12 protein-coding genes are annotated in these 19,170 nt (G+C 41.6%); 10 read left to right on the plus strand and 2 right to left on the minus strand.

The annotated features are described in order from the left end of the window. Positions 1-21: 21 nt before the first annotated feature. From VEA_RS08500 to VEA_RS08520, 5 genes are read left to right on the plus strand one after another with little or no spacing between them, the layout of a single operon-like run. Complete coding sequence (locus tag VEA_RS08500; RefSeq protein ID WP_006741469.1) at positions 22-3,093, plus strand: type I restriction endonuclease subunit R; 3,072 nt, start codon at positions 22-24, stop codon at positions 3,091-3,093. Positions 3,094-3,148: 55 nt separating this feature from the next. Continuing rightward, positions 3,149-5,269 carry an anti-phage ZorAB system protein ZorA gene (gene zorA / locus VEA_RS08505; RefSeq protein WP_006741470.1) on the plus strand — a complete coding sequence of 707 codons (2,121 nt, stop codon included), beginning with the start codon at positions 3,149-3,151 and terminating at the stop codon, positions 5,267-5,269. Beyond that, entirely contained in the window at positions 5,262-5,996 is a 735-nt protein-coding gene (locus tag VEA_RS08510; RefSeq protein ID WP_006741471.1) for an OmpA/MotB family protein, read from the plus strand. The genes zorA and VEA_RS08510 overlap by 8 nt, the downstream gene beginning before the upstream one ends. Beyond that, positions 5,993-7,444 carry an EH signature domain-containing protein gene (locus VEA_RS08515; RefSeq protein ID WP_006741472.1) on the plus strand — a complete coding sequence of 484 codons (1,452 nt, stop codon included), beginning with the start codon at positions 5,993-5,995 and terminating at the stop codon, positions 7,442-7,444. Before VEA_RS08510 ends, VEA_RS08515 begins: the two co-directional genes overlap by 4 nt. Continuing rightward, positions 7,435-10,884, plus strand: a complete 3,450-nt coding sequence (locus VEA_RS08520; protein ID WP_006741473.1) for an SNF2-related protein — start codon at positions 7,435-7,437, stop codon at positions 10,882-10,884. Before VEA_RS08515 ends, VEA_RS08520 begins: the two co-directional genes overlap by 10 nt. A 120-nt stretch (positions 10,885-11,004) precedes the next feature. Here VEA_RS08520 and VEA_RS08525 read toward each other — a convergent pair whose 3' ends face one another. Both VEA_RS08525 and VEA_RS08530 read right to left on the minus strand, forming a co-directional pair. Next, positions 11,005-12,336 (minus strand): relaxase/mobilization nuclease domain-containing protein, encoded by a 1,332-nt coding sequence (locus VEA_RS08525; protein WP_006741474.1) that lies wholly within the window; start codon positions 12,334-12,336, stop codon positions 11,005-11,007. Continuing rightward, a complete protein-coding gene (locus VEA_RS08530) occupies positions 12,326-13,075 on the minus strand; it encodes a hypothetical protein (RefSeq protein WP_012841703.1) in 750 nt (249 codons plus the stop codon). The genes VEA_RS08525 and VEA_RS08530 overlap by 11 nt, the downstream gene beginning before the upstream one ends. 747 nt (positions 13,076-13,822) lie before the next feature. Between VEA_RS08530 and VEA_RS08535 the strand changes: the two genes are divergently transcribed. The 5 genes from VEA_RS08535 to VEA_RS08555 all read left to right on the plus strand — a co-directional run bounded on the left by VEA_RS08535 (position 13,823) and on the right by VEA_RS08555 (position 19,121). Beyond that, positions 13,823-14,113, plus strand: a complete 291-nt coding sequence (locus VEA_RS08535) for a helix-turn-helix transcriptional regulator (protein ID WP_012841704.1) — start codon at positions 13,823-13,825, stop codon at positions 14,111-14,113. Positions 14,114-14,267: 154 nt separating this feature from the next. Further along, positions 14,268-14,855, plus strand: a complete 588-nt coding sequence (locus VEA_RS08540) for a hypothetical protein (protein ID WP_012841705.1) — start codon at positions 14,268-14,270, stop codon at positions 14,853-14,855. A gap of 273 nt (positions 14,856-15,128) precedes the next feature. After that, on the plus strand, positions 15,129-15,383 hold the full coding sequence (locus VEA_RS08545; RefSeq protein WP_041852933.1) for a helix-turn-helix domain-containing protein: 255 nt from the start codon (positions 15,129-15,131) through the stop codon (positions 15,381-15,383). Between the two features lie 524 nt (positions 15,384-15,907). Beyond that, positions 15,908-18,325: an ATPase gene (locus tag VEA_RS08550; protein WP_154647393.1), complete on the plus strand. Its 2,418-nt coding sequence runs from the start codon at positions 15,908-15,910 to the stop codon at positions 18,323-18,325. Then, entirely contained in the window at positions 18,309-19,121 is an 813-nt protein-coding gene (locus tag VEA_RS08555) for a hypothetical protein (protein WP_006741477.1), read from the plus strand. Before VEA_RS08550 ends, VEA_RS08555 begins: the two co-directional genes overlap by 17 nt. Positions 19,122-19,170: the final 49 nt, after the last annotated feature.

Below are 19,170 nucleotides of genomic sequence, written 5' to 3' on the forward strand. Positions count from 1 at the left end.
AATAAGAACAACGTGGTATCTATGGTTAGTAAAACAAATGAACAGGCGCTAGAAGCAGCAATAGAGAAAGGCTTAGCTGGTATTTGTAGAGAAGAGTTAGCGTTGGGTGACGCGCCTCTAAACTACAACAATGAACTCTATCTTGTCGGTTTTCCAAGTGACTTCGACAAACAATATGCCCTAGATACACGTTTCTTCTGGCAGTTTCTTGAAGAGACACAAGCGAGTGAGTTAGACAAGCTAAAGCGCACCAGCCCTCATGATTGGCAAAGAAAAATCCTTGAACGTTTTGATCGTATGATTAAGCGCAAGGGTGTTTTGAGCCTACTTAAAAAGGGCTTGGAGGTTGATGACGCTTTCCTCACTCTAATGTACCCAGCTCCGCTTGTTAGTAGCTCAGAAAATGTAAAAAAGAACTTCTCTGCCAATATTTTTAGCGTGACACGACAGGTTTGTTATTCCAATGCGAATCCGTTGGAAGAGATTGATATGGTTCTTTTTATAAATGGTATCCCGTTGATTACCCTTGAGCTTAAAAATAAATGGACGGGTCAGAACGCAGCTTATCATGGTCAAAATCAGTATCGGAATGATAGAGATGCAAATCAACCATTGCTGAACTTTGCTCGTTGTTTGGTTCATATGACGGTAGATACCGATGAAGTCTATATGACGACCAAACTGGCAGGTAAAAAGACATTCTTCTTACCGTTCAATAAAGGCTTCAACCTAGGTAAAGGAAACCCCACTAACCCGCACGGCCACAAGACGGCTTACTTGTGGCAAGAGGTGTTCCGCAAAGAAAGCATCGCTAATATTATTCAGCACTTTGTTCGTCTTGATGGCAGCAGTAAAAAGCAGTTGGATAAACGAACTTTGTTCTTCCCTCGATACCACCAAATGGATGTCGTACGTCGCTTGGTTGATCATTGCTCAGTTAATGGTGTTGGGCAAACGTATTTGATACAGCACTCAGCGGGTTCAGGTAAGTCTAACTCAATTACATGGGCTGCGTATCAGCTCATCGAAACTTATCCTATTAGCGATGATCTACCAGGAAGTAGAGGGAAAGAAGTGCCTCTATTCGATTCGGTTATCGTCGTTACCGACCGCCGATTGCTTGATAAGCAGCTACGCGACAATATTAAAGAGTTCTCCGAAGTGAAGAACATTGTTGCACCAGCGTTCAAATCGTCTGAGCTAAAGTCTGCATTAGAGAGTGGCAAGAAAATTATCATTACCACCATTCAGAAGTTTCCGTTCATTATTGATGGTATTGCAGATTTAAGTGACAAGCGCTTTGCCGTCATTATTGATGAGGCTCACAGCTCTCAGTCAGGCTCCGCTCATGACAATATGAACCGTGCAATGGGTAAGAAGGAAGTGGAAGAGCTGGAAGATGCTCAGGACAAAATCCTACAGGCAATGCGCTCTCGTAAGATGCGTGGAAATGCCTCTTATTTTGCGTTCACCGCAACGCCTAAAAACACCACTCTAGAAAAGTTTGGTCAGCGACAAGCGGACGGAACTTACGCTCCTTTCCATTTGTATTCGATGAAACAAGCGATCGAAGAAGGCTTCATTCTCGATGTTATTGCCAACTACACGACTTATAAGAGTTATTACGAGATTGAAAAATCAATCCAAGATAACCCTGAGTTCGACAGTAAAAAAGCGCAGAAGCGTTTGCGAGCGTATGTAGAGGCAAGCCAAGAAACCATAGATACCAAAGCCGAGATCATGCTTGAACATTTTATCAAACATGTGATTAACGGTAAGAAGCTTAAAGGTAAAGGCAAAGGCATGGTGGTTACTCAAAATATTGAGTCAGCTATCCGCTACTATCGAGCGTTAACAAGGCAACTCGATAAGATGGGTAACCCATTTAAAGTCGCGATTGCCTTCTCTGGCACCAAAGAAGTTGATGGTATTGAATACACTGAAGCAGATCTTAATGGGTTCCCAGAAGGTGATACCAAAGATTACTTTGATGTGAACTACAAGCGTAAGGAGTCGGACTCCCCAATTCCTAAGCATGTAGATCAGGATGCTTTTCGTTTGTTGGTCGTGGCGAATAAGTATTTGACAGGTTTTGACCAACCGAAGCTTTGTGCCATGTATGTGGATAAAAAACTGGCGAGTGTACTGTGTGTGCAAGCGCTGTCTCGCTTGAACCGTTCAGCACCAAAGTACGGTAAGAAAACGGAAGATCTGTTTGTGTTGGATTTCTTCAACTCAGTGGATGATATCAAAACCGCATTCGACCCTTTCTATACATCGACAACGCTTTCTGAAGCCACTGATGTCAATGTTCTTCATGAGCTAAAAGATGATATGGACGACACGGGTGTTTATGAGTGGTTTGAAGTTGAGGAGTTCAACAAGCGTTTCTTTGAAGGAAGAGATGCTCAGGACCTAAGCCCAATCATTGACATCGCAGCTGCGCGTTTTAACCACGAGTTAGAATTAGAAAACGAATTTAAAGTCGATTTCAAAGTGAAGGCCAAGCAGTTTGTGAAAATCTACGGCCAGATGGCATCTATCATGCCTTATGAGGTCGTTCAGTGGGAAAAACTGTTCTGGTTCTTGAAGTTTTTGATTCCAAAACTTTCCGTCGAAGACCCAGATAAAGAGGCATTAGACTCGTTACTAGACTCAGTCGATTTGAGTTCTTATGGATTACAAAGGGTTAAGCTTAATTATTCCATCGAGCTAGATGACTCTGAAACTGAGTTAGATCCTCAAAACCCGAACCCGCGCGGAGCTCATGGTCCTGAAAGTGAAAAAGACCCGTTAGATGAGATCATCCAAATCTTTAACGAACGTTGGTTTCAAGGTTGGAGCGCAACACCAGAAGAGCAACGCGTTAAGTTTGTGAACATTGCTGAGAGCATCCGTAATCACCCAGACTTCGAAGCTAAATACCAAAACAATGCCGACCCTCATACGCGAGAGCTGGCGTTTGAGAAGATGTTGAAAGAAATCATGCTTCAACGCCGTAAAGACGAATTAGAACTCTACAAGCTGTTTGCACAAGACCCTGCTTTTAAAGCATCGTGGACGCAAAGCATGCAGCGTATGGTTGGGATGTAGTAGTTTTTGACCACTCCATATCATTATTAAATAACTAATCTTGGAAATAATTTGAATGACCAATAGCCTTAACCTTTCTAGTTTATGGCCGGACTTAAGCAGTCTAAATGTCGTGCCACCTCAAACTCCAGAGCAATTGAGTGCTTTGTTTGTAGTTATTTTATGGGGCGTAGCTCTATTTTTCTTAATTTGGTCAGGTGTGGCGTTTATTCGGGCAAGACAACGTGTTGTTTGGCTTAACAAATCTTTGGATGATGCGGAGAAATCGACCCCGTCAGATATTCGAAATGATTTGATTTCTAGAGCTGAAAAAAAGAAAAATTCCGTAGGGCATTTATGGCTAGAGTTTGACGAAACACTGCTCGAAGTAAAAGGTGCTGATGACGTTGTTCGATTGCATAACACATTTGATGCCGACTACTTCTTTAATAGTTCTAGTTTAGCTGGTGGTAGCACTGAAAACCGAATGATTGCGGCGGTTCCAGGTTTTTTAACGGCTCTGGGTGTTATTGGCACCTTTGTCGGTTTACAGCTAGGACTTTCAGATCTAAATATTGCGGGCAACGTTGATGTCAATGAGATGAAAAACGGCGTTGCTGGAGTTATAAATGGTGCAAAAATCGCATTTATGACATCGGTTTGGGGCGTCTTACTCAGTGTTGCATTCAACTTCATTGAGAAAATTCTTGAGCAAGTAATTAGAAAGAGAATTAAGTCTTTGCAAAACCGTATTGACAGGATGTTCCCTCGATTAAGTGCGGAATATCAACTGCAATCTATTGCAAATAACAGCCAGCAATCTCGAGAAAGCCTACAGGGACTTGCTGAGAAAATTGGCGAGAAAATGCAGGAGTCATTAGTTCAAGCAACGCAGGGTATTCAACAAGGTCTCGAGAGTAGTCTGGAAAAAATCATGGCTCCAGCTATCAATAAGCTTGTTGATGAGACGTCAGATGGTAACCAAAAAGCGCTTGAAAGCGTTCTTCAATCTTTCATGGACGGTTTTGGTCAACAAGGCGAGCAACAACGTGTCGCGATGGACTCTGCGTCTCAAAACGTAAATAAGACGCTAGAATCAATGAGCACTTCGATGGCTGCTTTCGTCAATAAGTTGGAAGTTCAGCAAAACGCATCTTCAGAAAGAGAGAAAGAACTTATCTCAACTATTTCAGTTCAAGTTTCTGAGCTAGTTACTCAGGGTAATGAGCAGAAGCGTGTTCTAACAGAGTTTGTAGAAAAACAAGTCTCTGAGTTAGGTGAGCAGCTTACTAAAAGAGAATCAGCTGCTTCTGAACGTGAACAGAAATTGGCTTCCTCAATGGAAAGTACGATTAAAGATTTAGTAGAAAATGTTTCAGCACAAAGCCAAGTGTTGACCGATTTTGTTCAGAATCAAGTTGGCCAACTTACCCAAACGTTCTCTGAACGAGATGGGATGGCAAGTCAGATGGAAAAAGAGCGTAATGATATATTTGTGAATCAAACGCAGGCGATGAAAGCTGGAACGGATGAGCTTCTTGCTCAAGTGAAAGCGGCGACTGAATCACAACAAATCACATCTAATAATATTATTGAGCAAGGTAAACAATTACAAAATAGTATCGATTCATCTGTTTCGGCATCTGCTCGAGCTACTGAGAGTATGCAGCAGTCGGCGAGTGAGTTACGAGTTGCCGCTGATAGTATGAATGTGTTCGGTTCCAACATTAAAGAGGCGGGCAACAAACTATCTGGTGCTGTTACTGAAGCGGTTAACAGCACGAAGGATTTAGCGGAGCAAAACCAGCTAGGCGCAGTGAAAATTCAAGCGTTGAGGGAGCAGTTGCTGGAAGATACAAGTAAGTTTAGCGCGATTACAGATCAGATAAACAATATGCTGATTAGTGCAGAGCAGTCGTTTAGCACGCTTCGCACTACCCAAAATGAGTTCCTTGCAGAACAAAAAGGTAATCTAAACGAACTCACTTCAGAAATGAAGCGTAATGTAAAAGAGTTGACGGAGCAAATGGCTCAACTGCTTGAAGATTATGCAGAGCAAGCCAACGGACAAACCGCCGAGCACCTCAAAGTTTGGGCCAATAGTAGTACACAGTATGCAGAGAGCATGAATACAGCAGTTAGAGCTATTTCTAGTGTTGTCGATGAAATTCAAGATAAAGTGAGCCAACATGCGTAGAGGTATTCGTTCGCATACACAAAACTCAGTAGATGAAGAAAATCCCTACTGGGTTTCATTTTCCGATCTAATGTCTGCTTTGCTTGTTATATTTATACTTGCAGCTGTTGCTCTGATTATTGAATTAACTCAAAAGACCAATGATGTCGAAGCTGGTATCGAAGAGCTTAAGCAAGCTGAGTTAGCAAGAAAGAATATAATTTATGATGTTCGAGACGAACTGGCTAAAAGAAACGTAATTGTTGAAATTGCTGATAACGATACGGTAATTCGGATCCCAGAAAGCACACTTACGTTTGCATCAGGTAAATCATCAATTCCGAACGATGCAACCATACAGCAAGCAGTTAAGGACATAGGTGTTGTTCTTCATTCTGCAATTCAGAAGAAAGACCGTTTTCAATATCTCGATACCGTTTTTATTGAGGGGCATACCGATAGCGATAGTATCCATTACAGAGGAAAAGGGAACTGGGGGTTATCTACTGATCGAGCAATATCTGTATGGAATGTCTGGCAAAATGAACTGAGCTTAACGCCTAAACTCGGTGACTTAGAAAACGCTTATCATGCAAAGCTGTTCTCTGTTAGTGGTTATGCAGCGACAAGACGTGCCAATCTACAAGAGTCGAATCAGCAAGAAAAGAGCCAGAATAGGCGTATTGATATTCGATTTACAGTTAAGAAACCATCTATTGCTGAGCTCGAGAGGATTGTTGCACAGTGAGTTTAAATATAAAAAAGCTCAAAGTTAGTTTGCCAGCCAATCCTTTTGGTCAAGCCATCAAGGACTTTGCACATCTATCGAATCAGCTAGAGGTGCTTTCTAAGAGTGCCGGTATTGAAAACAATAAGTTCCGAACTGCGTATGGAGAAGTATGTAATGCGCTTGCCTCTAAGAAAAGAGTTGAGGACGTTATAGATAGCTCTGTACACGTTCGCGCCTTAGCTCTCTCGCTACATACGGATGCGAAGAAAAATGTCAGCTTTACGCGTAGATTGCTTAATAAAATTACAGAAATTGTAAAAAAACCAAGCTCTTTAGTCATAGAGTCGTTTTATCAGCATTTCTTATCAGAGTATGACCGACTGGCAGACTTGGAAGCTACAGCAGACTGGTTGTTGGAGGCTAAAAGGCTGCGAGGCAATGATGAGCAGTTTGATGAAAATATATTGTCAACCAATGGCCCCAAGTGGCTTGCGGAAAGGGCGATTCAAAATAATGTCGATTTTGATCATTTACTTGCGGAGATGAAGCTGGAACGTTATGCAAATGGCAGATATTTAACGGCGGCTAAAGGCATCTACTATATTGAGCAGTTAAACACTATACCATTAGGCCAAGATCATCCTCTCCTAGAGGAGGTTCAAAAAACGGCGGTTTTTGATTCTCGATATGACTCTGAAAGTTTGTTAGGGCATCAAATTCTTAGAATTTTGATTGGCCGATCGATAGGTTCTCACATCAGTGAGACTTGGATGAATGTGATCTTAGCGATTGGCGGTGACCCACGAGTACCAAGTTCAAATCCAAGATACATTAAGTGGTGGAAGGGTTTAGAACCAATTCTGATTCAAGCTGTTCGCGGATGGTTATCAAAACTGGATTTGAAGTTGTTTCTGGAAGCGTTGGAAGATTATTCCTACTCTTCAGCTAATTACGAGCTACAGAGAATGTACCCATCTAGGAAATGTTTCTTAGAGGGGATGTTCGATGCGGGGGTTATTTCAAATACACGACTTTATTTGAGTCAGGATGCTGCAAGGTATTTGAAGAGAAATTATGACCCTAAGCACTTGCCCAATTTCTCGACTGTTAAAGATGGTGATAAATCCATAATTTATGTGCAAATGAATGGTGCGCACATGGTAGAGGGAAGCCACAGTTGTTACTTGTGGCTGTACAAGCATTTAGATTCGTCAGTATGCGTATTTAATTATGACATTGTTAGGCCAACGTATTCTCAGCTAACCAGTGGGATCAATAATCAGATGACACGATTATCATCGGGAGCCGTAGCAAAAATAACGCATTCACCAATTGGCTACTCATGGCAGCGAAAAGCACTTACAGCACTTAGAGGTCTGGGAGTTAAATTGACGCCTAAAGATGTGCTTTCAAATGAAGATTATATTGACTTTAAACAACGTTATGGGGTGAGAGAGTGGAGTTAACCTCTTTAATCAGTAAGTTCTTTTCTGGTCTAGATAAGACGTCTCAATTTGAGTTAGTCTGTGATGATAGTCTTGATTTCACAACCTCCAAGAAAACCCTAGAGAAAATTAAAGCTGGTAAAGCTGATGAGTGGATAACGGCGCAGTATGTTGCACTTAGAATGCTTGAAGAACAGGGGGATGTAAGCTCATTTCCAGATGGCTTTATTATGCCTGCCGATACAGCGGTAAGGCTCGACTCTGATTTGAGAATCTTGTTTGGTTTTCCTTCGGTTTGGCAAGGAACTATTGATGCAGATATTCAAGGAAAAGCTAGCACACCTACCTTTAAAGTTGACCTTTCGGTAACAACCAAACAGGGTCGAACAACGCTAAATTACACTGTGGATGGACCTTTCATTCGGTTTAGTCAAAATGAGCAGTACCTGTTAACGCCCGAGCAGTTTATGGCCTTTAACGCACATAAAGCCCATGGAAATTCTGCTCGGTCTGAATACGATAACTTACTTTACCTACACTCTTTACAAGAGGCTCAACAGAGTGGTTGTAAGTTGAATCTAAAGCACTTTGAAAAGCTAAGAATTCTGACACCAAATAAAATTACAGTAGAAGCAGAACTGAATTCTCAAGGCGAGCTGATATTGACGCCAAACATGGGGCAAAGTGCGAGCCATGAGTCGATTCAAAAGGTTTTGGGGCAGTTGCAAAGCGACAACGCAGTTACTCTGAAAGTGGGTGATGAAATAGTCTTGTTTTCTGAAGAAAAGCTAATGGCTGTAAAAGAAGTTATTAGCAACAGGGTAATTCCCCAACAGCAAGTTAAAGCGTTCTTGGAAAACCCTACAGCCTATATTGATGCGAGCTTAGTCGATCTTGATTTAGGTTTTTCTATCAGAGTTCATGGTGCGACAGTTTTTAAACACGCTTATTTTGGAGAAACGGACGAGTCAGGCATAGATTGGTTCGGAGCCTCCTCTTCATCTGATGTGATTAATCCAATATCTAAGCTGGCTGATAGAATTCGCGATAAAACAACTCTTGAGGACGTAACTAAGAAGATTGAAGATGCTCAACAAACCGGAGCAACGGTTTTAGATTATGAAGGAAAATCATACGATATCAGTGAGCCTGTAGCTGTCGAGAAAGTTCTAAAAGAAATAGGTCACAAGATATCTAACCCTGATACAGATCTTTCTAGCCACGGAGAGGAAGAAGACGCCGAGACTGAATCAGAAAGCGCAGAAATACATGTTGTCGATATTGATCTAAATGATGAAGAGTTGTCTGAAAATTCTCCTAAAGTTGAACAACTGATTTCTGATATTTCCTGGGATGGTGAGTTAAATTGGGAAAACCACAAGCGGACACCTTTTCCACATCAGGATATTGGTGTTCGTTGGATTTTAGGCGTTGAGCAAAAAACCTTATCAGACTCGAAAATTAGTGGAGCTTTGCTTGCTGATGACATGGGGTTAGGTAAGACTTTTATGGCCCTCTCTGCGATCGAACATATTTATCAACGACAGAAAATTAGTGGTGAAACGAAGAAACCTGCGCTGATAGTCGCTCCTTTGAGTTTATTGGAAAACTGGAAGGATGAGGTAGATAAAACCTTTAAACACTCACCATTCAAAGATGTGGTTATTTTGCAATCAGCCGCTGAGTTAAATGACTATCGCATGGGTGGCGTGGAGATTCGAAGCCAGAGCACATCTGATGATTGTTTAGAACCCAAGTATTCTTTGAAAGTAGGGAAACACTTTGGTCCAGGCCGTTTAGATCTACCAGAGCGATTGGTTATCACTACTTATCAAACCTTGCGCGATTACCAGTTCTCCATGTGTTTGATTGATTGGGGGATTGTGGTTTTCGATGAAGCCCAGAATGTTAAAAACCCAAATGCACTTCAAACTCGTGCAGCGAAGGGTCTAAAAGCTGATTTCAAACTAGTGGCTACGGGGACGCCTGTAGAAAACAGCTTAGCCGATTTTTGGTGTTTAATGGATACAGCTTGCCCAGGCCATCTGGGTAGCTATCAAGAGTTTCGTGCTCGGTATATCTCACCAATTCTTAAAGCTGCCGGTGATGAAGTTGAAGAAATAAGAGCTAGGCTTGGAAGAGAACTTCGCATAGCGGTCGGGGCATTGATGTTGAGACGCGTTAAAGAGGACAACCTTAAAGGGTTACCTATAAAACATATGTATGCTGGCGGAGATTTTGAAAACTGGAAGTACTTAGAAGAACTTAAGTCGATAATGGTTGGCTACCAGAGAGATGTTTACGAAGGGACTATTAGTAATCAACTCGAGAATAAAGAGAGCCACGCACTTACCACTTTGATGAGGCTAAGAGATAGTTCGTTACATCCTAGGTTAAGTGATGGAGGTCGCCTTGATATTCCAAAAAATGCAAAATCAGCTAGGGCTTTATACGGAGAATCAGGAAAAATAGTTTCCTTACTTGAGACTTTAGATCGAGTACGAAGTAAACATGAAAAGTGCATTATTTTTGCGGTTAACAAACGACTGCAAAGCTTCTTAAGCGTGACTTTGGGACAGATCTATAACTTAGGTCCGCTTTCAGTAATTAATGGTGATGCGAAAGCCGTAGCAAAGCGTAAATCTGCCCCAACTCGAAAATCAATGATTTCAGACTTTGAAGCAAAAGAAGGCTTTAATTTAATTGTAATGTCTCCAGTCGCGGCTGGTGTCGGTTTAACTGTGGTCGGTGCGAATCATGTGGTTCATTTAGAGCGGCACTGGAACCCGGCTAAAGAAGCTCAAGCGACGGATAGGGTTTATCGTATCGGGCAAGAAAAAGATGTACATATCTATATCCCGCTTTTACATCATCCCGAATTTGAATCGTTTGACGTAAATCTACATAGGCTACTTACCCAAAAAACGTTGCTGAAGGATGCTGTTGTTACACCAGAAGATGTGGTTCCACAGCCAGCAGGTGTTGGGGGAGTAGTTTCTGGTGATTTGATTGATAAACGTATTACAGCGGCAGAACTTGATAAGTTAAGTTGGCAGCAATTTGAAGCGTTATGTGTAGAATTGCTGGCAAAGATTACGGATAGTGAAAGTGCGTGGCTTACGAATAGTGGTGCTGATCATGGTGCTGACGGTGTGTTACTCAGTAATCGTGGCAACATTCTAGTGCAAGCTAAGTTTACGCAACGACAATATGATGGCTATAAAGGAATTCAGGAGATTCACTCTGCGAAACCTATTTATGAAGCAGCAATGAGAAGTTCTTTTGAGCGTTTGATTTTTGTTACCAATTCACCTTCGTTAGCTAAGCGAACTCATGAAATTGCTGCCACATGTGGTGTTGAAATTTTGGGCAGAACACAATTGTTGACTTACCTTGAAGAATATGAAATTACTCTGAAAGAAATATTATCGAGACTGGGCAAAGAAAGACTGAAAGTTTAGCCATTTTTGCCCATTGTCGTCTTTGGCGGATTTCTCTGTTCATAGACATCCAGTATGGTTGAAAGGATATCTATGGATCACACACTTAAATTGAGTTTAGCCCTGCTTAGCTGGGTGTTGTTACACGGTTAAAGTTGATTGAAGGTTTAACTCATTTTGTTTCTCGTGACTGTCCGCCATTTTCTGAATTATAGGCGTAACTGTCAGATTAGTGTCTTGATTAAATGCTTGTTCCAATATAGTGATTAAAAGGTGGTAGAATAGTGTGCTCATTGTCCCAGCAGCACTGTAAATCCCCCGTTCACACTCATAAATAGCTCTAACGATAGCTTTGTCACGAGTTGAACGAATACGCTTTGCATACTCAAACCAGTATTCCACTTCAGCTTCCATTGCCGCTTCTTGGCTTCGAGCAAATGAAAAGAGGAGGGAACGGTATTGCTGATGCTCGTATGCTTCAATGTCCACTTTGAGTTTGTCTGCGTGCTTAATCGCCATGCTACGAATTTCGTTAAAATGAGCCTTAGCTTGTGCAATCTTTGCTTGGTGCCTATTGTAATTCTCGATGAGTAGGGCATCGGCATACACCACACCATTTTTGATTAGCTTACCTAGTGTATATTTATTGCCACTGCGTAGAGACGAGCCTGTAAAACGATACTGATGGAATCGATAAGCGATGCCTTTGAATCGAGTATTTGTGTCGTCAGAAATTAGCTCAATTTCAATGCCTTGTTTGAGCAATACCATTTCAAACTGAGCCAACGAACAAGCAGAAGGGAGAGTACGAATCGCCGCATCCACTTTTCTTCTCATCATACGAATCACCGTTTTCTCTTTTTCGCCTTGTACATCAGAGTCGTAACTTGAGTGCAGCTTCCCTGAGCTTTGCACGGTTTGTAACCCTAGCGTAACTTCTTGCTCCCTCATAATTTCTTGCGCTTTGAGGTGTGATTGCCAGTTCGAAATGACTTTACCTGTCAGCAAATTGGTTGTTGAAACGATAATGTGAACATGCTCATTGTCTGTGTCTGAGTGTTTAAAAGCGATATAACGAGCATGCTCATACCCTAAATGATTCATCAGCTTTTTGATCGTGTTTCGCCATTGGGTTAGGGGTAACTGTTCCCCCTCTGCGAGGGAGACAACAAAATGGCGGAAGGGTTGTTTCGTATTAGGGTTAGCTAGGTGAGCGCTTTGCAGTTCAGCAATCGCACGGCTCCAATCAATGTCTCGGGCATCTTGGTTTCTTGCATTCAGGGGAACTGAAGCGATTTCATTGGCGCAGATAAACTGCGATGTTCCCCCGAGTTCGTCACCCTTGGAGTGACTAGAAGAATACTCGATCAGCAGTGTGACATCGTCACTTTTCTTGGCACTATATCGAACTAACTGCGTGGCATCATGCACCGTCTGTTTATCATTCTTACATTGTAATTCCTCAAATATCATTACTGGTGTTCTCCACTTCTAGCTTGCTGCGGTAAAGCTCACGCAATGTACGGCTGTCTAAAAATTGCATGGCCAACAGCTCGGCGGTTTGAGAATTATGAGCGTCGATAGCTAGATTTCGGGTGAGTTGTAAATTCTGTTTTAGTTCATACAGAGCATCACCCAGTTGACAGGCTATTTCGTGGTCGTACGCAGGGTTACCTTCGTCAATGAGTGACTCCATCACTGTGGCGATGCGCTTTGTTTGCTTAAAGTACTCTGTGATTTCATCACTGCGTTGAGGTTTGACTGTGAGTTTTTGGGTTATGACCTCTCTCAGGAACCGACTCACTGATTTATAATTATAGCTGTGCATGACCTCAAGTAACTGCTGGTATTCGCTTTCAGTGAGATTGGTTTTCACTGCTTTGCAATACAGCTCTTTGTCACTTTTTCGTCGTTTTATAAAATTCGCCTGAACGATACGAATTAACTTGCGTGCATTCATCAGTTCATTTTTATCGGCGTCATTGGGATGTTGGTGGAGATATAAAGCGTGAGAAAGCTCTGAAATAAAGGTTTGGTGTGAAGCGATGGCTACCCCAGATTCAATCGGCGAGGGTAACAGTCCTGCGAGTAGTGTAGTCAACTCCTCTGCTGAGTAGCTGTGACTTTCAATGAATGCCGACAGTATTTGTTTATGTTTTCTAGATGTGCAGCGAATGACAGTTGCTGCGACTGTATTTATATTAATGTCCATTTTTTAATTCTCTATTTATTATTTTAATTATTTAGAGTGTTTTGTGTTTTCAAGCGATAACGCCGAAGGCTGTTAGCGCAACCTCGCGCAGTGAGGCATGCTTTCGTGTGTTTTTATTTGGAACAAATAAGAACGTACGATATCAGCTTGTTACTGTTTTTGTTCTGAGTATTTTTATTATAACGATATAATTAACGAGATTGGAAGTGTTTATTTTAATTTAAGTTAATTGGAGATTATATGACGGTTTGAATAATCCTGTATTTACTGCGTAATATGACAAGGAATTTGTCGAGTGCGACAGGGAAAGTGCGCGTTACGACACCGCAAATGCCGTTTGCGACAAAGCATTTGCGCCGCACTATCGTTGTGTCTCTGGTGCTTTCAGTCGCTTTCAGGTCGTCTCACTGGAACTGAGTAAGTAGTTGTCGGGGCGGATATTACATAGATTAAGCTGAGTTTTATGGGGCGTAAAAATAAACGAGAGGTGTGATTATTGAATGAAATTAATTAATAGAGAGGTTATGTTAATGCTTATCTGTTCTTGATTACTGTGACAGGTTATGTCGATATGATATTTAATATATGAGGCTTATATATTTTGTTTTCCGTGAAATATATAAGGTAGGTATATTTGCTTTTGGTTAAATAAATACGAAAAAGTGATTGCTTTTCACTTTAAAACTCGAATATTATGTTTTTAACGGCTCATTGAGTCATAATAATAAAAATAAACGGAGGCGTCTCATGACGCTTATACACCCAATTAATCAACTGAAAATAGAAAAGAAAGCTGACGTATTAAAACGCGTTGGTTTATCTCAAGCTACCTTACATCGCCGAATTAATGATGGCACATTTCCGCCCGCTGTACAACTGGGTCCAAAAGCCGTGGGCTTCATGTCGCATGAAGTCGATGCGTTTCTTATTGCCTGTGCAATAGGAGAAGATAAAAAACGGGTGGTCGCTGAGCTGCTTGCTCAGCGTCAGACGCTCAAACAAGCGAATCCGCTCCTGCAATATATGAACTTTCAGTAACAGGCCATCGAGTTCTGCGCTAAAGCGCAGAGCTTAATTCAGTATATTGTACGTCTATTCATGTCAAGAGAGTGCATGCGTTTCTCCGCCTCTCTAATGATAGGTGTCTTATCTATACCTGATTAAAAACAATAATAAAAATAGGAATTAATATATGACTTATCGAATTACTAGCGAATTGACCATAAGTGGCGATTCAGAGAAGTGCAAAGCACTGTACCTTAATATTGTTGACCACTTTGGTCAAATTGACTTCAACAACATTGTCCCGATGCCAGCGGCGATACGAAACGCCACGGATTACTTTATAAAAGAGCCGTGGATGATGCGCCATTGGGGGGCCTGCGATGTATTTGAATGCGGTGTGCCTTATCGATGCTTTAATCCATGGAAAGATGACTTTCCCGTAGATATGGAGGACTACATTAATTTGCTTCGGTTTCAAGAAGCATGCGATGAAGGAACTCCGCATTTAGAGCCAATCATATTCACCACCCTAAATACGTATCCTAAGGAGATAGTTTTTGCTTTGTCAGACCAAAACCCAGGGTTAACGTTTGACGTTCGTTTTTATGACGAGCATTTCAGTTGTGCCTGTGGTCGGATGCGAATTTGCGATGGGAGAGTTATTCAGTCTAAGGTAGCGCCACACCATGAATTTATGACGAGAGAGCAGTGTCAGTTTTGGGAAAACTATGCGCATCAGTTAGCGGGATTATTGCCATTTGAAGCGACGTTTTAAGCCATCGGTACACTATGTGATGTTGTTTGGCAGAGGTTTGAGAGCAACAAGTGCATCGTATAGCGGTTTTTGGCATCGCTGTCCACGCATCGACGAGAGAGTTTAAAAGCACAAATTGACAGCAAATCGAATGACGCTTTGGACCTAGGAATATTTGACGCATCCCAATTAATCTCTCCATCAAAACAAACGCTACTACTATTACCTCTAACCCCTAAAGGGGATAAAGTGCTAATATCCCCTATAGAGGATAAATTTACATTGGGGGCAGACATGCTTATAACAAGTCCTAAGCAACTGGGAATATACCTACGTGATGTACGCAGAACTCAAGGACGCAACCAGACTAAAGTCGGCGACATTGTTGGGTTAAAACAGACAACAGTATCAAAGCTTGAACGCGATCCAGCTTCTTCTAGCATCGAAAGTCTAATGCGCCTTCTGTCATCTCTCGACCTAGAGCTACATATTCAAGATAAAGCTTTAAGCCGACAAGAAGCAAAGCTTCGTGAGCCAGATGATTGGTAAAACGCTGTACAACAAAGGCAACTTTATAATTAAGTTGTTCTCTCACAATCATCATCGAGTTAGCAAATCGATGAATGGGCGACCAGCTTATTTTTTCCCCATTCCGTACTGGCAACTAGGAAGAAATCCTTCTCAGTTACGATACGACAGAATCGCTTGGTGATCACAATGGCAGCACGATCTTCGCTAGCACGTCTTTGCCCCAAAGTGAGTTTAAAAATCTAATGGAGTACGTAGCGGATCTTTCTCTTTCCCCCACCTTTTCTAATACTACTACAGTTTTTACCCTCCTTATGCCTAAAGCTCTAACTACGTGGTCAAATTTGCTAATTCACTACATACATATCGGCATAGTCTATACTGACGATTAATCTTCAAATAACTACCACCGTAGTTTGTCCCACTGTAGTACTGGGCTAGTGGAAAAGTCGAACCGTACAGTCTCATGGGGAAAAACTATGCTCTGTAAATTTACTTATCTAACTGCGTGTTCCACACTCATTCTGGGAATTTTTTTCAGTCTCATGGCTAAAGCAAATGGCGATGCCGAGAATGATCGCCTGTTTTACTCTGTTGAAGCAAATCAAAATGAGCTTAGATCAGCTTCGCACAACCTCTACTCAGGAACGCTAGCAATAGAGTCTCCATATAAATCGCTTGATGGCAAAATAAGGTCAGCTAGTAAGTTTGTCGTTGACTACCCCGCAGAAGGAGTAACTTTAGGTCAAGGCTGGGAGTTAGGCCGGAGTGTAAAGTCATTCGGCACATGTATTGAGTTTACAAAACAGAACGTTGGTGGGCAAATGGCAACTGTGACCGCTAGTAAGATATTTTCTAGTGAAGAGCTTAAGCGCGAGTTGGAAACTTCTATCAGTGCGAGCGCCAAGGCAAGCTATAGTGGTTTTGGCGCTAGTGCCTCATATAAATCTAACTTAGTCAAAAAATCAAAAGTCGAAAGTAGCTTCGATACTCGTTTGGTAAAGGCCGAGGTTGTAGATGGTGTCGAATTTGTTGCGCCATTGATGAATCCTGATACTAGAGTGAATACAGTCGCCTTATCCCCTTTCGCGTTAGGCTTGTTAGAGTACGAGGGCCAGGGCAAAGAGAAAACGATTACGGAAGCCTCAAAAAAAGCCTTTTGGCAGTATTGTGGTGATGCGTATGTTTCAGCGATAGAGCGTGGTGCAGAAATGTATGTGGTTTCGAACAATTTTAATCACTCTGCATTTGAAAAAGTGAAATCGAGTAAAACCATCGGTGGCAGTATGAGCTATCTTGGAAGCGGAGGTGAAGCAGAAACGAGCTCTAGCTCCTTAAATAGTGCATTAAACTCTAACAAGTCATCCAAGTATGAATACTATCACTCTGCTCACAGAGGTCTTTATATACCCTCAAGAATTGATGACGTTGCACAGGCCATTCAACTTCTAGGCGACTCGTCGGAGCAAAATAAGAGCTTCCCTTTTAGAGTTCAGTTGACCTCATATAGCAACCTCCCCAATTTCCCCACCGGTCTTCAACTTAAGACTCCAATGGCAGAGAGGCTATACGTGTATAGAGACCGATTAGAGTCTATCGCTGCCATGCTCGAACATATGCTTGGTTTCACACTGGTGGACGAAAGTGATGCAACTAAGAGCTGTAAGCCTGGTGCGGCAGCTGCCTGTGAAAAACAATCGAATTTAAAAACCTATTACGAAGCAGGTAAAAATAAAAGAGAAAGATATGAAGAGCTACTGAAGGCCGTCAAACGAGACATCCTTACTACTAATAAAGAAATTGAACTTTGTGAAAATACCAACCTAGGATCGAAAGATTCCAATTGCATAGCAAAATTTGATGGCAAATATAATGACTACTTCTACTTAGCTTTAATGCCACTTCCAAAAGTAGCACAGCTTTATCTCCTGCCTAAAGACGCTGAATTGAAGAACACGCTACAACAAAAACTAGAGGAGCTAAAAACAGACTACCCCAACATTGTTTCACGTACTTATAGAGTATTAAAGACCTGTAGTGTTCTCGGAGTAAAATACAAAGACAAAAACCTTTGCGGTTACAAGTACATCACTCAATTATGTAAAGATAATGAGAGTACCGCACCGTGTAAGCAACACAAGGAACAAGAAAAGGCTATCGCTAGGCAAATAGCGTTATTAGATACAAAAGGCGTCGAAAAGAACATTCCTTCCGCACGATTTGAGTATTTTATTGCTAGTCGTATGAAACACCGTTCGGAAACTGGGGCAATAGATGTTGAACTTAGAGAGCAGGAAATTCAGTACATTAAAGCTAACATAGATTGCGATTACTTTGGATGGAATAATGAGCAATGTCAAGATTTAGACTCGATATATGACCGCATCGTTCACGATGGTGAACGATTACGCTTTGTCTATATGTTTGACCCCGAGGCGCAACGTAATCGCCTAAAAGGTTATGCTGAAAACGCAGTAGCTGAGATTAAAAAGAACAAGGAAGCAATGGATACAATGGTCAAAGAGGCCGTTGGAGCATATTCAAAAACAGGTAGTTCAGAGCCAGACAATCAGAATTCATTACTGCAAGAACAGAAAAAAAACTACGACCTAAAAGAGATTGAAAATCTCCTGTCTAATAATAAGTTGCTATCTCCAGAACAAAAGAATGAATATCTGCGCCTCACAATAGTTAATTCCGAACTAAAGACCATCTCTGACTCTTTGTTCACTCAATTATCAGCTAATGGGTCGATGACTTTATTAGATAAAAAGCCCATTGACTGGACAGCCGTTATCACCCCATACGATTTATACTCGAGCTTGAATACCAACAAGACCACTCGCTCTGAAAAGCAACCTCGAGCCAACACTTTATCTAAGAAGAGTGAATATATGGTTGAGCCACTATACCCCCTCTTCTCCTTTGACGCAGATTTCAAGTTGTATGTTCAAGGTTACTAGTGCCATTTTATTGTTGTGGTACCCTCTCTCGGTTTTGCCGGGAGAGGGTACCATTGGCAATCTTGGCTTAAGAAAACCAGGTGTTTTTAAAGGCCAAATGAATAGGAGCTCTTGCCAATCACATATTTTAGCTATTGCGCTTATAGATGCTGGGTTCAGAAATAAGCAATTGCTACCTTTTAGATTTGATAGCTCTAAACTAGATAAACAAGTGACTGCTGAAATGAGCCAGTTAGAATCTGATATCAGAAGTATCATTGAACGTATTAAAGGAGGCAGTAAAAGAGATAGTACTCGTCGTGAATGGGAAAAGGCAGTGAAGGAGATAACTAACGGTGATTTTCGTTTAAGGGGTACTCATACTACTTATGACATGTTCAAGTACGACCTATCACCGAAAAGGTTTAGTGACTTCACCGACAGACACTTCGGAATGAGGGGGTGCTCAAGTACCGACTTAACAAAATGTATTGTTAACTTCGATTTGTTTACCTATCGACCTCCTATGCTCATCACTAGCATAACGTTTGCTGAACATGAGGGTATCTATCAATTTTACCCAAGTCATGTGGTTGGAATACTCAATACCAAGCCTAAAAAAGTTACTGAAGCCCAACCTGAAATATTGATGGTCAATACAGCGGTAAAAGGTCTAGGAAAAAACATTTGCCCCATTGGTAAAACATGGTGGAATGACTGGGATGGGAAGGTTGAATGGGTCAAAAAGTATGACCTAAGCTCAATGACAAAGAATGGCCGATACTATCGCGTAAACTGGATCGAAAGGGTACGCTAAACGCTGACCTGATGTACAACTAAGTTTGGCCACTAGACTGGAGTTTTAC

Origin of the sequence: Vibrio antiquarius (assembly GCF_000024825.1) — a bacterium.
GTDB classification, from domain to species: domain Bacteria; phylum Pseudomonadota; class Gammaproteobacteria; order Enterobacterales; family Vibrionaceae; genus Vibrio; species Vibrio diabolicus.

Bases quoted from the DNA above. Each gene is read 5' to 3' on its own strand.
- VEA_RS08525 (WP_006741474.1), bottom strand. From the start codon at position 12,336: ATGATATTTGAGGAATTACAATGTAAGAATGATAAACAGACGGTGCAT.
- VEA_RS08535 (WP_012841704.1), top strand. From the start codon at position 13,823: ATGACGCTTATACACCCAATTAATCAACTGAAAATAGAAAAGAAAGCT.
- VEA_RS08545 (WP_041852933.1), top strand. From the start codon at position 15,129: ATGCTTATAACAAGTCCTAAGCAACTGGGAATATACCTACGTGATGTA.
- VEA_RS08540 (WP_012841705.1), top strand. From the start codon at position 14,268: ATGACTTATCGAATTACTAGCGAATTGACCATAAGTGGCGATTCAGAG.
- VEA_RS08500 (WP_006741469.1), top strand. From the start codon at position 22: ATGGTTAGTAAAACAAATGAACAGGCGCTAGAAGCAGCAATAGAGAAA.
- zorA (WP_006741470.1), top strand. From the start codon at position 3,149: ATGACCAATAGCCTTAACCTTTCTAGTTTATGGCCGGACTTAAGCAGT.
- VEA_RS08530 (WP_012841703.1), bottom strand. From the start codon at position 13,075: ATGGACATTAATATAAATACAGTCGCAGCAACTGTCATTCGCTGCACA.
- VEA_RS08550 (WP_154647393.1), top strand. From the start codon at position 15,908: ATGGCTAAAGCAAATGGCGATGCCGAGAATGATCGCCTGTTTTACTCT.
- VEA_RS08510 (WP_006741471.1), top strand. From the start codon at position 5,262: ATGCGTAGAGGTATTCGTTCGCATACACAAAACTCAGTAGATGAAGAA.
- VEA_RS08555 (WP_006741477.1), top strand. From the start codon at position 18,309: ATGTTCAAGGTTACTAGTGCCATTTTATTGTTGTGGTACCCTCTCTCG.